Below are 13,394 nucleotides of genomic sequence, written 5' to 3' on the forward strand. Positions count from 1 at the left end.
CGGCCTTTTTAATGGTGACGACACGACGGGCAGATCACTCAGCGACGGTGACGGACAGCATGTAGTCAGGCTCGCTGACCGCACCATTGGCAGCGGAATCGCCCTTCTTGACCGCTTGCAGCACGTCCCAGCCATCGACGAGCTGGCCGACGACCGTATATTGACCGTCAAGGAACGGGGCCGGGGCGAGGTCGATGAAAAACTGGCTGTTGGCGCTGTTGGGGTCTTGCGCGCGGGCCATGCCGACCGTCCCTTGCTGGAACGACACATCGCTGAACTCTGCGGCGAGGTCCGGCAGGTCGGAACCACCCATACCTGCGCGGGCCGTATCGCCGTCCTGCTTGCCGAACTGGACGTCGCCGGTCTGGGCCATGAACCCGTCAATGACGCGATGGAACACGACGCCATTATAGGCACCGGACTGGGCCAGCTCGATCAGGCGGGCGACATGATTCGGTGCCTTGTCCTCATAGAGATCAAGCGTGATCGTCCCTTTGGACCCACCGGCGGCGTCGGCGATCTCGATCACCAGGTTCGGGCCCGGACCGTCAGACACGCCGGGAAGCCCCTCCGCTGCGGCGCTTCCTGCCGCCAGCGCAAGGATCGGAATCAGAAGCGCATTACGCATCGGCTGCCACTTTCACAGAGATCATCCGGTCGGGATTCGCTGGCGGCTCGCCGCGGGCGATCTTGTCGACATGCTCCATCCCTTCGATGACGCGGCCATAAACCGTGTATTGGCCGTTCAGGAAGTGATTGTCCTTGAAGTTGATGAAAAACTGGCTGTTCGCACTGTTCGGGTTCTGCGAGCGTGCCGCACCCAGCGTTCCGCGATCATGCGGCAGCTTGGAAAACTCCGCCGGCAGGTCCGGCAGGTCGGAACCGCCCGTGCCGCAGCGGCGCGGGTTATAATCTTCTTCCATATCGCCATGCTCGACATCGCCGGTCTGCGCCATGAAACCGTCGATGACACGATGAAACGCCACGTTGTCGTAAGCACCCGCCCGCGCCAGCTCTTTCATCCGTTCGGCATGTTTGGGCGCGACATCGGTCAACAATTCAATCACAACCGGACCGTTCTTCAATTCAATGATGACGGTGTTTTCAGGATCCTTGATCTCGGCCATGCAGGGCCTCCTTTTCAATGCTCGGCTCAGGGGTAGCGCGTCCGCAGGTTTCCCGCAACGCATGATGCTGTCACAGGCCACACCGGGCGCATTGACGATCCTGTGAGGATGCCCCACAACCCCGGTATAGATTTCACCGGAGGCTGCCATGAGATTCAACCGCATCGAAGATATGGACCTCGACGGAAAAGTCGTTTTGACCCGCGTCGATCTGAATGTGCCAACCGAAAACGGTCACGTCACGGACACGACCCGGATCGACAAGATCGTGCCGACGGTCAATGCCATTCGTGACGCGGGCGGGAAAGTCGTTCTGCTGGCACATTTCGGCCGACCGAAAGGGCAGCGTGTCGATTCCATGTCGCTCTCGCAGATCGTGTCCGCGCTGGAAACCGCCCTCGGGCAAAGCGTCTCTTTCGCGGAGGAAGCTGTTGGCGGGCCTGCCAAACGGGCGGTTGCGGCAATGGCACCGGGCGATGTCGTTCTTCTGGAAAACACCCGCTTCTATGAGGGCGAGGAAAAGAACGACCAGACATTCGCAGCGTCCCTGGCCGCCCTGGGCGATGTTTATGTCAATGACGCGTTCTCCGCCGCGCACCGTGCCCACGCCTCGACCGAAGCGCTTGCGCGGCTGCTGCCCTCTGCCGCAGGAAAACTGATGGAGGCGGAGCTTGACGCGCTGGATGCCGCACTCGGCGATGCCGTCCGCCCTGTCGTCGCCGTCGTGGGCGGGGCCAAGGTCTCGACCAAGCTGGACCTGCTGTCCAACCTGATCGAGAAGGTCGACCACCTGGTGATCGGTGGCGGCATGGCGAACACCTTCCTTGTCGCCAAGGGCATAGAGGTCGGCAATTCTCTGGCAGAGCGTGATATGGCCGATACCGCGCGCGATATTATCGCCAAAGCAGCGGATACCGGCTGCACCATCCACCTGCCCGTCGACGTCGTTGTCGCGCGGGAGTTCAAGGCCGGTGCCGCCTCCGAAACCGTGGCGGCGGATGCCTGTCCTGCCGATACCATGATCCTCGATGCCGGACCTCAGACGGTCGAGGAGATCGGCAAGGTTTTCGCCAATTGCCGGACGCTGATCTGGAACGGCCCGCTCGGCGCCTTTGAAATCCCACCATTCGACGCCGCCACCAATGCCGCGGCGCAAGAGGCGGCGAAGCTGACCCGCGAGGGCAAGCTCACCTCTGTCGCTGGTGGCGGCGATACGGTTGCGGCGCTGAACAAGGCCGGTGTCGCCGGCGATTTCACCTTTATCTCGACCGCAGGCGGGGCCTTCCTGGAATGGATGGAAGGCAAGGATCTGCCCGGGGTCGCTGCACTTGCCGACGCAAGGCAGTAGCTCAAAATCAGGGGCAGCATGCCCCGGAAGGAGACGCCGATGGATGGCGCAACCGAAACCGCCGAGACGCTGATCACCCAGATGGGGGAAGCGGCGCGGGTGGCGGCGGCAGAACTGGCCTATGCCAATGCTGAACGTAAACACGCTGCCCTGATTGCTGCGGCAGATGCCGTGCGGACACGCGAGGCGGAGATTCTTGCGGCCAATGCAAAGGATCTCGACTACGCCCGCGAAAAGGGGCTGTCCGATGCAATGATCGACCGGCTGACCCTGACGCCGGACCGGCTGCGCGGGATCGTCGACAGCTTGCGCGCGATTGCCGAGCAGCCCGATCCCGTGGGTCGGGTTCTGACCGAATGGGACCGTCCGACGGGGCTGCGTATCCAGCGCGTCGCGACACCGCTGGGCGTGCTGGGCGTGATCTATGAAAGCCGACCCAATGTGACCGCCGATGCCGGTGCCCTTGCGCTGAAATCCGGCAATGCCGTGATCCTGCGGGGCGGCAGCGATTCGATCCACTCGTCGGGTGCGCTGCATCGCTGCATGGTCGAGGGCTTGCGCGCCGCGAAACTGCCGGCGACCGCAATCCAGATCGTGCCGATCCGCGACCGCGAGGCTGTGGCCGCGATGCTGCGCGCTCAGGGGCTGATCGACGTCATCATCCCGCGCGGCGGCAAGGGGCTGGTCGGGCTCGTGCAGCGCGAGGCAAGGGTGCCGGTCTTCGCCCATCTGGAGGGCATCTGTCATATCTATGCCGACCGCGACGCCGATCTGGAAAAAGCCCGCCGCGTGGTCCTGAACGCCAAGACAAGGCGCACCGGCGTTTGCGGCGCGGCAGAATGCCTGCTGATCGACCGGGGCTTTTACGACAAGCATGGCGACGTGCTGATCCGCGACTTGCTGAATGCCGGTGTCGAAGTCCGCGCCGAGGGCGAGTTGGCGCAGATCAACGGCACCGTCGAGGCCGCGCCGGAGGATTTCGGACGCGAATTTCTGGACAGCATCATTGCGGTGCGGCTGGTCAATGGCGTGGATGAGGCGATTGCCCATATCCGGACGCATGGCTCCGGCCATACCGAGGCGATCCTGACCGAGAACGACGCCACAGCGCAGCGCTTCTTCGAGCGGCTGGACAGCGCCATTCTGATGCGAAACGCCTCGACGCAATTCGCGGACGGGGGCGAATTCGGCATGGGCGCTGAAATCGGTATCGCCACCGGAAAGATGCACGCGCGCGGCCCGGTCGGTGCGGAGCAGCTGACCAGCTTCAAATATATCGTGACCGGCAACGGTACGACCCGGGACTGATTGCCAATTTCGCCGCGCCTTTTGCTACAGGCGCGGCGATCATGTCTTAAAAACTGATCTCTGCGCCAGCGTCATCGATCGACCAGCGGACCGGGCGCCCCGCCTGTATCGCCGCAAGGCGGAGCAGCGGAAAATGAACCTCTGCCGCCACCGGCTGCCTGGGCGTCTCGCAGTCACCGTCCAGCCACGCCCATAGGGCACGATCCGGATCGGTCCGGTCGGCTTCGGCTGTCAGATGCCAGACCCGCCCCGCCAGTCCGATACGAACAGCCCCGCCCCACGGCATCGCGGTTTCCAGACACATGAGCGCCAGAGCCAGCATCTTGACCACAATGCGCGGCTGACCACCCTCGAACTCCGACGAGATCCGCACCCGGCCAATGCGTGACATATGCGCAAGCAGCCCGGCAATCTCGCCCTCGCTCAACTGTTGCCCGTCGCCTGCCGCGCCAAACGCCACCCGAAAGCAGGACAGCTTGTCGCGCGCGGCATGAAGCGCATCCTCAATCAGCCCGATTTCTGCATTGCCGTCCAGATTTCCGCACCGATCCGACATCTGCAACAATTCCAACCCGTTCCCGACAGCACCGATGGGAGAGATCAGATCGTGACAAAGCCGGGAGCCGACCAGTTCGATCAGCATCGATGCCGGATCATCAGGGCGCTCATACATTGCGGCAGCGGCTTGCGACGGGTATTGCATAAGCAGGAGACCTTTCGATGAACGATTTTCTTGAGCCGGGAATGCTTGTTCGGAACCCAGCGGCACCGGAATGGGGGCTGGGACAGGTTCAATCGCGCATCGGCGACCGCATCACAGTGAATTTCCATGAGGCGGGCAAACGTGTCATCGACGGTCGTCGCGTGGTGCTGGAACTCGTTGACATTGATACCTGATAAAGCACACATAATATATATGGTCTACTCAACTTTTAATTGTGTCAATACACCTTATGGATGTGGGCGGTATTGCCTTGTGACCCTGTCTTGCATAGAGGGTAGCGAAACGGGCAAGCAGGCAGGTCCATGAACCCGGACAGTAAGTTCTTCGACATCCGCATCGCGACAAGCGAAACCGATCTGGCAGCCGCGCAGCGGCTCCGCTACCGCGTTTTCGTGGAGGAGCTGGGCGGGGACGGCCCGATGGTCGATCACGATGCCCGTCTGGAAAAGGACGAGTTTGACGAGGCGGTCGATCACCTTGTGCTGGTCGATACGCGTCGCAAACCTGCCGAACTGGATCATGTGGTCGGCGTGTATCGTTTGCTGCCCGGCACCCGCGCGGCGGAGTTCGGTCGCTTCTACTGCGACAGCGAATATGATCTGAGCAAGCTCAAATCCTCTGGCCGGCCCTTGCTGGAGCTGGGGCGTTCCTGTGTGCTGCCGGAATATCGCGGCGGTGCCGGCATGTTCCTGCTGTGGAATGCGTTATCGGAATATGTGCTGGAACTCGGGATCGAGGTGCTGTTCGGCGTCGCGTCCTTTCACGGCACGGACGCAGATGCGCTCAGCCAGCAGCTCAGCTGGCTGCACCACAAATGCCTCGCACCGGAGCCCATCCGGCCTGTGGCACTGGCCGAGGGGTATCAGCGCATGGACCTCGTCCCGCCCGAGGAACTCGACCGCAGGGCAGCGATGATTGGCATGCCTGCCCTGATCAAGGCCTATCTGCGGCTCGGCGGTACGGTTGGCGAGGGAGCCTATCTCGACCGTGACTTCAATACGACCGATGTGCTGTTGCTGATGGACACCGCGGCCATGTCTGGCAAACACCGCGAGTTCTATACATCCAGATGGCAGACGAAAACCTGAGCAGCCCGACATGGGTTGGCGAGCCGCCGCCCCCGCCACGACGCCCGGGCGCGGCAGGATGGTTCCGCGTCGCGCGGCGCGGCATTCCGGCCATCGCTGTTCTGGTGGCGGGTGTGCCATTGCTGGCGATATTGCGTCTGATCGAACGATTATTTACCGGCCCGCGTCGGCCCGTCTCCGGCCCGTTCGTGCAAGGCGTCTGCCGGGCGGTCATCTGGTGTATCGGCCTGACCTACCGCCGGATCGGAGCACCCATGCGCGGCCCCGGCGCGGTCGTTGCCAATCACTCAAGCTGGCTCGATATTCTGACGATGAACGCGGCCATGCCGGTTTTCTTCGTGGCCAAGGCAGAGGTCGCAAGCTGGCCCGGCATCAATATCCTGACCAAAGTGACCAACACGCATTTCGTCGCCCGCGACCGTCGTTTTGCGCAGGAACAAGCCGCTGAGTTCGCAGCACGCACCCGCGCTGGACACCGGCTGCTCTTCTTTCCCGAAGGCACATCCAGCGACGGTCGCCGTGTCCTGCCATTCAAGCCGACATTGTTCCAGGGCTTCCTCGCGCCAGAGCTGCCCGACGGGCTCGCCATTCAGCCGATGACAGCGATTTACCAGGCCCCGCCCGGAGAGGATCCGCGCTTCTATGGTTGGTGGGGCGATATGGCACTTGGGCAGCATATTCTTTCTGTACTGTCCGTGAAACGACAGGGTTGCGTCACGATTGCGCTTCACGAACCTGTTCCCGTGTCGGGAAAAGATCGGAAAACCCTGTCCCGCATGACCGAAGCCACAATCCGCAACGCTATGCCCGATACGCGCGAAAACCAGCCGTTCCACGGCTAATTTCCTGCTCATATTGCCTTGAAAGGTCGGCCCTTGCGGTCTAGGTGAAGCTCCGAACGCCAAAAGGACGCGCCTATGACCTATGTCGTCACCGACAATTGCATCATGTGCAAATATACCGACTGCGTCGAGGTCTGCCCCGTGGATTGTTTCTACGAGGGCGAAAACACGCTGGTGATTCATCCTGACGAATGCATTGACTGCGGCGTGTGCGAACCCGAATGCCCGGCCGATGCGATCCGCCCCGATACGGAACCGGATATGGAACCCTGGGTGGAGATGAACCGGAAATACGCCGATCAGTGGCCGGTCATCACGCAGAAGAAAGATCCGATGCCCGGCTATGAGCAGATGGACGGCGTCAGCGGCAAGCTTGAGAAGTATTTCAGCCCGAATCCCGGCGAGGGGGACTGATTCTCCCGCACGGGTGGCTGGCGTCAGGTGTAAAAACTGCTATAATGGCGCAGGATATTGAAAAAATGCGGGAATTTCCTGAATCTGCGGCGATGTTGCACCGCAGAGACGCATCTTTTTTCGGCCCTTATTTTATGATATAATACTGTCATATTTGCTGCGAGAAGCCCTTCCCCAACCATGATGAAGGCCACCACAGCTTGCCTGCCCGCTAACTGCTCGGCGGGGATAACGTATGACAACCCGGCCCGTCGGAAGGGGTTTCCCCGTCCGCAGGGCCTTTTGCGCCGCAGACACTCTTGCGCAGCGGCGGCGCCAATTGGAAGGAACAGTAATGTCCAAAGCTAAGAAATCCGAATTCCGCCCCGATGACTTCGTGGTCTACCCCGCTCATGGCGTGGGCAAGATCGTCTCGATCGAGGAGCAGGAAGTCGCTGGCATGGCGCTGGAGATGTTCGTGATTTCGTTCGAAAAGGACAAGATGACCCTGCGTGTGCCGACCGCCCGCGCCGCCGAAATCGGCATGCGCGGCCTCGCCAGCCCCGATCTGGTCGAGCAGGCCCTGACCACGCTGAAGGGCAAGGCCCGCGTCAAGCGCGCCATGTGGTCGCGCCGCGCGCAGGAGTATGAACAGAAGATTAACTCCGGCGACCTTCTGGCAATTGCCGAGGTCGTGCGCGACCTGCACCGCAATGACGACCAGCGTGAGCAGTCCTATTCCGAACGTCAGCTTTACGAAGCCGCACTCGACCGCCTGACCCGCGAAGTTGCCGCCGTGGGCGGTATCGACGCCGCCGGCGCGCAGAAAAAAGTGGATGACGTGCTTCTGGCCCGCGCGGCCTGAGTATCATCCCCTTCGACAAGAAAGGCCGCATTTTTTGCGGCCTTTTTTCTTTGCTCCCCCTGCGCGGGCAATAGTGATAGGTTTCGCCGCGAAACCAGAGATCTGGTGCCACGCGGTTTTGATGAGGGCGAAGCGTGACGACGATACAGCTTCTCGGTTGGACCATCGGCGCTGCCTACGTAGCGCTTTTCCTGCTGGCCACGATCATCGCAAGCCGCCGCAGCAGCGCCCCGATCTGGCTTTTCGCCGCGCCCGGACAAAGACTGCCCGCGCTCGGCTTCCGGCTGGGATTTGTCATCCTGTTGATCTGGCCCTTGGATCGCAGCTTTGACCGGAGCTATTTTATCTGCCTGCTACTGGCTGCCCTTGGTGCGGGACTGGCGCTTTACGGGCAGCTTCACATGGGCAGATCATGGCGGATCGGCGCGGCCGAGGGCGCGACCGGGTCCCTTGTCACAGACGGTCCCTTCGCCATCTCACGCAATCCCGTCTTTCTGGGGCAGATCGTTCTGTCCTGCGCGCTCGTCCCGTTTGGCGGCTGGCTCATGCTGCTGGGCGCTGCGCTGATAACAGCGTCGGCCATCGTTCAAGTCCGCCGAGAGGAGGCCGTCATGTCCAACGATCCGGCATGGCGCGATTACGCCGCCCGCACGCAGCGATGGCTCGGACGGCGCTGACAGCGCGTCAGTTCTTCAGCCCATGCTCCGGGATCTCGTCGCTGTCGTCAGGATTGATCGGTGCGGCTGCGGGACCATGCGCAAAACGCTCCATAAGGGCCGCTTCCAGTTCCTGATTCATCCGACGGGTCCGCTCGATATAAGCCTCGTTATCCTCCATCGGCATCTGGGGATCCCACAACTCTGCCAGCTCGCGCAGGCTGGCACGGTCGATCTTGTAGAAGATCGCCTCCGCCTCATGCGCTTCGTAATCAGAGAACCCCGCATTCTCCAGAACATAGCGCCCGACCCGAAGACTGGAGTCGAACATCTCGCGGACAATATGATCCGCCCCGGCGGCATACAGACTGTAGACGGTGAACCTGTCGCGGGCGCGCGCGATGATCTTCAGATCAGGCCGTTTCTCGCGGGCAAAGCGGACCAGCTTGATATTGCTTTCCGGATCGTCCAGCGCCGCAACCAGAATCTGCGCCTTGTCCAGCCCGGCGGCGGCGAGAATTTCGGGCCGGGTCGGATCACCGAAATAGCCCTTGAAACCGAAGCGGCGCATAAGCTGGATCAGCTTCAGATCGTGATCCAGCACCGTTGTCTTGAGGCCGCTGAACGTCACCAGACGGTTCACCACCTGACCGAAACGCCCGATCCCCGCGATAATGATCGGCTGCTGGTCCTCGATGTCGTCGGGGCTGTGGGCATCGCCGCCGGAATCGGTGATGCGACGGCTGACCTGATCGCTGACGATGAACAGCAGCGGCGTGACCAGCATCGACAGGGCGATGACAAGCAGGAACCCCTCGGCAATGCGGTCCGGCAGCACGCGCAGCGCGACCGCATAGGAAATCAGCACAAAGCCGAACTCCCCCGCCTGCGCCAGCGACAAGGTGAACAGCGCCCGATCCCGTGGCGGCATCTGCACGGAGCGCGCGATCAGGTGCAGGACACCCGCCTTGATCGCGATTAGCACAGCGGTGACGCCAATGACCAGCACCGGCATTTCCGCCAGCAGCCCGAAATTCATGCCTGCACCAACGGTGATGAAGAACAGTCCCAGAAGCAGCCCCTTGAACGGCTCAATCTGGGATTCGAGCTCATGCTTGAACTCCGACCCCGCCAGCATCACGCCTGCGAGAAATGTACCAAGCGCAGGCGAAAGCCCGACGAAGCTCATCAGCGAGGCAATCCCGACGACGATAAACAGCGCCATCGTCGTATCCATCTCGCGCAGCCGGGCGGAATGGACATATCTGAACAGGGGCCGGATCGCATAGCTGCCGATCAGCACCACGAAGGCGATGGCCAGAAGCGTGACAATCGCCGCCGCCCAGCCGGGCAGCTGCGCCATGAACGCGCCGCCCATCGACTCCTCCCCTGCCCCCTGCACCGGAGAGCGGGCCAGAAGCGGCATCAGCGCCAGCATCGGAATGACGGCAATATCCTGGGTCAGCAGAACCGCGAACGCATCACGTCCGCCGCGCGTGTGCATCAGGTTCTTTTCCGTCAGCGTCTGCAGCACGATCGCCGTGGAGCTGAGCGACAGGATCATCCCGAGCGCCAGCGCCACGCGCCAGTTCTGGTTCAGCGCCAGCGCCGCCAGAAAGATCAGCCCGAGCGTGCCGAGGATCTGGAAACCGCCCAGCCCGATCAGCCGCGAACGCATTCCCCAAAGCGCGCGCGGTTCAAGTTCCAGCCCGATGATGAACAGCATCATCACCACGCCGAACTCGGCGAAGTGTTGAAGATCCGTGACCTCTGTTCCGGCAAGACCAAGCACCGGGCCAATCGCAATACCTGCGATCAGATAGCCAAGCACCGACCCCAGCCCGAGCCGGGTCGACACCGGCACAGCAATAATCATCGTCAATAGATAGACGGTTGCCAGAAGCAGGAAGTCGGCCATGTAACATTAACGCCCGTTTAAAATCGGCAGCGCATATGTTCGCCCTGCCTTCACATATTGCAACCCGCCATTCCCGATCTGGGTGATCTCGCCACCATTAATTTTATCGCCGAGGCGAACGGTGACAATTTTGCCGTTCCGCAACCGGACCAGACCCCGGCTGGCTTTGCCCGCCCCGACCGTCCCGATCAACTGGGTGGCGTTCAGATCGATCCCTTTCGCCGTCGCGGACGCCGCGGCCTTCCCGGCACTCGCCGCTGCGGCGGCCTGAACTTCCGGCTCGTTATCGACCTCCGGCGGGCGGTAGGTCTCGTTGCGTTTGCGCGCCGCAGCGGCCTCCGCCTCGGCCTGCGCACGGGCGCGCGCCTCCGCCGCTGCTTTGGCTTTCGCGGCAGCCTGCGCATCGGCGGCGGCACGGGCCCGGACGCGCTCCTCGGCCTGACGCTGCAATTCGTCGTCAAGTCGCCGCCGCTCCGCCAGTGCTGCCGCTTCTGCATCTGCCTTGGATTGCTTTGCCGCCTGCTGAGGTTCCGGCGCGAGCGTACCCTCCTGCGACGACGCTGCACTCTTCGCAGCCTTCGCGTCTTTTAACGCGGCATTCACGGCGGCACTGGTCGCGCTGCCCGCCGCCGATGCTGCGCGCCGCGCCGGACGGGCCGAGCTTTTCAATGGCTTGAGCGGAACCTGCCCCGGAACAGCGGAAGAAGATGACACCGCCGCAGCAATCGCGTCCTCCACAGCGGCATTGCTCGCTGACGAACCGGCCTTCGGGCGCGACGCCGGGCGACCTGAGCGCGACAGCGATGTGCCTGTTTGCGCCGCCGCCTGCCGTGAAGGGGCCGCCGTGGCGGATGGCGTCGCCGCCGGCTTGGGTGCCGGGGCCGATGACGCGTTGTCCGAAAGCGCCGCTGCCACGGCTGTATCAACCGCGTCACTCTGGACCGGGCGGCGTGCCGGGCGGGCCTGCGCGACACGAACCGCATTGGGCGTAGACGCTGAAAAAATAGGCGCGTTGCTCCACGGGCGGTCAAGAATGCCCTCTAAAGCAGCATAAGTCTCCGCCGAGAACATCCTGAATTGACGGGGCGCCGGTTGCAGATGCAACGCGGCGCCCCGAGCAGACGATATATCGGCTGGTTTGGGTGGTGGCCTGAGGCCGGTCGGCTCCGGCAGTTCACGCTGCTCATAGGGCTGCGGATTTCGCGGCACTGCCGGTCGCGGATCAGGAGAGGCGGAGCGTTCCGCAGGTGCCGCGCTTCGCGATGGCGCGCTGACCGGCCGCGCCGATACGCTGAGGGTCGAGCTTTGCGGCGCTCCGGGATTGGCGGCAGGCGGGCTGGACGGGCGGCTGCTGGACGAAACCGCCTGCTCCAGCGCCTCTTGCAGCGCATCGCTCTGCCCCCCTCCCGAAGCCGTGCCAGACGCCGCCGGTGCGGGTGCGGCGCGCCGCGCGAGGTTGGCGGGGCGAGAGGACGGGCGGACGGATCGGCGCAGCACAGGCGCTGCAGCGGGCGCGGTTTCAGCGGGTTGTGTCGCAGTTGCAGCCTCGCCCGGCTGCGCGGGACGTGCCTCAGGCGCATCGGCTGTCGTCAGCGGCGAAGATGCCGGAGCCGCCGGGGGTTGCTGAACCGTCTCCGCAGCGGGCTGGGCAGTCGTTTCCGCAACCGGCTGGGTTGCGTCAGGCGCTTCCGTCGAAGCCGCTTCCGGCGAAGGCTGGGGCGGTTGCGCGTTTGCCGGGCGAGCCACATCAGTCGATGCGGCATCCGCCGACACAGCCGACGCCGCTTCGGAACTTTCGACAGTGGGTTCAGACCCTAGCTGCGCAACCCGCTGGCTGTCCGACAGTGAAATCGCCTCACCCGGCTGAGCCGCAGTCGATGCGTCGTCCAACCCGATCACGGTATTCTGATCCGCAGCGACAGTTCCCTGAGAAGCAGGCGCAGTGGCTGTCGTCGCCTGCACAGTTTCGACCGGCTGTGCGGCAGGCGGCAAGGCTTCGGTCTGCGCGGTTTCCGCCGGCTGGATCGGGGCGGATGGCTGCGCGTTGGCATCGACAGGTTCAGGATCGCGCCCGATAACAGCCGCCGCGATGCCGAGGCCCAAGACAAGCAATCCGACCAGCGGCAGCGCACCGGACAGGCGGGAGCGGCGCGAAGGCTGTTTCGGAACGGCGCGCCGGGTTCCATCCCGATCACGCTGCGCCCGCGCCTCGCGCGCGCGCTCATGGAATATCCGCGCCCGTTCTGGCAGCGGCTTTTCCGGCTCCGATGCCGCTTTAACCGCCGGAATATCGTCATGCGGCCCGACCGGCTTCGGCTCAACCTGCGGCATGGCTTCAGCCGCCGGACCCTCTGCCGGTTCGTCCCCGGGCAGGACCACGCTGGCCGAATTCACCAGAACCGGCGTCTCGCTCCGCGCAGCGGCGACCTTAGCACGCGCAAGCGCGAAAATACCCGGACCCGCCGGTGCCGCGATGGCATGGGGCGTGATCCGCGAGACCCATATCTTCTGATCCTGCGACGGAGGCTGCTTCACAGCAGCGGCGACATCTTTCACCCCGACCGCGCCGTCCGCGTCGACAGCAACCGTGGTCGCGCCGAAATCCGGCATATGCGGAAACTGTCCCTCCGAAGGGGCGGCAATGAAGCGTTGCGGCGCAAAACCGTGGCGGACGGCAAAATCCTCGGCCTCCGCCAGTGTCTGGCGGGCGACGGCGGCGATCCGAACCTTGCTGCCGGGACGCGCGCCTTGAGGGGCGTAGTCATAGGCCAGCTCTTCCACGGCATAAGGTGTCAGCCCGTCCAGCGCGGATCGAAGCGCCGTGTCAGCATCGGCGGCGTCGGGCAGCGTCAGTTCGGTGTAGAGTATCTGGTCATCCGGGATCACCAGCGAAAGCGGGCGCGCGTTCTCGGCCTCCAACCGGCGCGCAAACCCCGCAAGCCCGTCGCGAAGCCCGTCATCGAAGGCAACCTTGTCCTGCTCGGACCAGCCGAGAGCGGTCCGGCGCATAAGCTGCACGCCGTCAGGCTGAAAACCCAATGCATAATCGGTTTCAGGGCGGTTCGCCCAGTTATTTGTCTGCTCGTTCATGTGCTGCGCCTTTTGCGGCCGGCCTTTATTTTTCC

General features: G+C 63.2%; 13 protein-coding genes. 8 read left to right on the top strand and 5 right to left on the bottom strand.

The window, feature by feature from the left end; all coding sequences use genetic code 11:
• Positions 1-34: 34 nt before the first annotated feature.
• On the bottom strand, positions 35-628 hold the full coding sequence (locus PAF12_RS10450; RefSeq protein WP_271106870.1) for a peptidylprolyl isomerase: 594 nt from the start codon (positions 626-628) through the stop codon (positions 35-37).
• Positions 621-1,127, bottom strand: coding sequence for a peptidylprolyl isomerase (locus tag PAF12_RS10455; protein WP_271106871.1), 507 nt, complete (start codon positions 1,125-1,127; stop codon positions 621-623). Before PAF12_RS10455 ends, PAF12_RS10450 begins: the two co-directional genes overlap by 8 nt.
• A gap of 148 nt (positions 1,128-1,275) precedes the next feature.
• Here PAF12_RS10455 and pgk point away from each other — a divergent pair, with 148 nt between their 5' ends.
• Both pgk and PAF12_RS10465 read left to right on the top strand, forming a co-directional pair.
• The gene (gene pgk, locus PAF12_RS10460; protein WP_271106872.1) at positions 1,276-2,475 is read left to right on the top strand and encodes a phosphoglycerate kinase; all 1,200 of its coding nucleotides are present in this window, start codon (positions 1,276-1,278) and stop codon (positions 2,473-2,475) included.
• Between the two features lie 18 nt (positions 2,476-2,493).
• Positions 2,494-3,783 carry a glutamate-5-semialdehyde dehydrogenase gene (locus PAF12_RS10465; protein ID WP_271106873.1) on the top strand — a complete coding sequence of 430 codons (1,290 nt, stop codon included), beginning with the start codon at positions 2,494-2,496 and terminating at the stop codon, positions 3,781-3,783.
• A gap of 46 nt (positions 3,784-3,829) precedes the next feature.
• On the opposite strand, the gene PAF12_RS10470 is transcribed toward PAF12_RS10465, so the two are convergent.
• Entirely contained in the window at positions 3,830-4,456 is a 627-nt protein-coding gene (locus tag PAF12_RS10470; RefSeq protein ID WP_271106874.1) for a histidine phosphotransferase family protein, read from the bottom strand.
• Positions 4,457-4,503: 47 nt separating this feature from the next.
• Between PAF12_RS10470 and PAF12_RS10475 the strand changes: the two genes are divergently transcribed.
• From PAF12_RS10475 to PAF12_RS10500, 6 genes are all read left to right on the top strand, one after another.
• Positions 4,504-4,680 (top strand): DUF3553 domain-containing protein, encoded by a 177-nt coding sequence (locus PAF12_RS10475; protein ID WP_271106875.1) that lies wholly within the window; start codon positions 4,504-4,506, stop codon positions 4,678-4,680.
• 129 nt (positions 4,681-4,809) lie between these two features.
• Positions 4,810-5,595, top strand: coding sequence for a GNAT family N-acetyltransferase (locus tag PAF12_RS10480; protein WP_271106876.1), 786 nt, complete (start codon positions 4,810-4,812; stop codon positions 5,593-5,595).
• Positions 5,577-6,437, top strand: a complete 861-nt coding sequence (locus PAF12_RS10485; protein WP_271106877.1) for a 1-acyl-sn-glycerol-3-phosphate acyltransferase — start codon at positions 5,577-5,579, stop codon at positions 6,435-6,437. Before PAF12_RS10480 ends, PAF12_RS10485 begins: the two co-directional genes overlap by 19 nt.
• Before the next feature lie 75 nt (positions 6,438-6,512).
• Positions 6,513-6,851 carry a ferredoxin FdxA gene (gene fdxA, locus PAF12_RS10490; RefSeq protein ID WP_271106878.1) on the top strand — a complete coding sequence of 113 codons (339 nt, stop codon included), beginning with the start codon at positions 6,513-6,515 and terminating at the stop codon, positions 6,849-6,851.
• Positions 6,852-7,185: 334 nt separating this feature from the next.
• Positions 7,186-7,695, top strand: a complete 510-nt coding sequence (locus tag PAF12_RS10495) for a CarD family transcriptional regulator (protein WP_271106879.1) — start codon at positions 7,186-7,188, stop codon at positions 7,693-7,695.
• Between the two features lie 134 nt (positions 7,696-7,829).
• Positions 7,830-8,372, top strand: a complete 543-nt coding sequence (locus PAF12_RS10500; protein WP_271106880.1) for an isoprenylcysteine carboxylmethyltransferase family protein — start codon at positions 7,830-7,832, stop codon at positions 8,370-8,372.
• 7 nt (positions 8,373-8,379) lie between these two features.
• Here the strand turns inward: PAF12_RS10500 and PAF12_RS10505 are convergent, their stop codons facing one another.
• Together PAF12_RS10505 and PAF12_RS10510 are read right to left on the bottom strand one after the other, a co-directional pair.
• Positions 8,380-10,269: a monovalent cation:proton antiporter-2 (CPA2) family protein gene (locus PAF12_RS10505; RefSeq protein WP_271106881.1), complete on the bottom strand. Its 1,890-nt coding sequence runs from the start codon at positions 10,267-10,269 to the stop codon at positions 8,380-8,382.
• Between the two features lie 6 nt (positions 10,270-10,275).
• Entirely contained in the window at positions 10,276-13,359 is a 3,084-nt protein-coding gene (locus PAF12_RS10510; RefSeq protein ID WP_271106882.1) for a hypothetical protein, read from the bottom strand.
• Positions 13,360-13,394: the final 35 nt, after the last annotated feature.

The organism is Paracoccus sp. SCSIO 75233, assembly GCF_027912675.1.
Lineage (GTDB): Bacteria > Pseudomonadota > Alphaproteobacteria > Rhodobacterales > Rhodobacteraceae > Paracoccus.

Coding starts and splice junctions, on each gene's coding strand:
- PAF12_RS10495 (WP_271106879.1), top strand. CDS start 7,186: ATGTCCAAAGCTAAGAAATCCGAATTCCGCCCCGATGACTTCGTGGTC.
- fdxA (WP_271106878.1), top strand. CDS start 6,513: ATGACCTATGTCGTCACCGACAATTGCATCATGTGCAAATATACCGAC.
- PAF12_RS10465 (WP_271106873.1), top strand. CDS start 2,494: ATGCCCCGGAAGGAGACGCCGATGGATGGCGCAACCGAAACCGCCGAG.
- PAF12_RS10475 (WP_271106875.1), top strand. CDS start 4,504: ATGAACGATTTTCTTGAGCCGGGAATGCTTGTTCGGAACCCAGCGGCA.
- PAF12_RS10510 (WP_271106882.1), bottom strand. CDS start 13,359: ATGAACGAGCAGACAAATAACTGGGCGAACCGCCCTGAAACCGATTAT.
- PAF12_RS10505 (WP_271106881.1), bottom strand. CDS start 10,269: ATGGCCGACTTCCTGCTTCTGGCAACCGTCTATCTATTGACGATGATT.
- PAF12_RS10470 (WP_271106874.1), bottom strand. CDS start 4,456: ATGTATGAGCGCCCTGATGATCCGGCATCGATGCTGATCGAACTGGTC.
- pgk (WP_271106872.1), top strand. CDS start 1,276: ATGAGATTCAACCGCATCGAAGATATGGACCTCGACGGAAAAGTCGTT.
- PAF12_RS10480 (WP_271106876.1), top strand. CDS start 4,810: ATGAACCCGGACAGTAAGTTCTTCGACATCCGCATCGCGACAAGCGAA.
- PAF12_RS10450 (WP_271106870.1), bottom strand. CDS start 628: ATGCGTAATGCGCTTCTGATTCCGATCCTTGCGCTGGCGGCAGGAAGC.
- PAF12_RS10485 (WP_271106877.1), top strand. CDS start 5,577: ATGGCAGACGAAAACCTGAGCAGCCCGACATGGGTTGGCGAGCCGCCG.
- PAF12_RS10455 (WP_271106871.1), bottom strand. CDS start 1,127: ATGGCCGAGATCAAGGATCCTGAAAACACCGTCATCATTGAATTGAAG.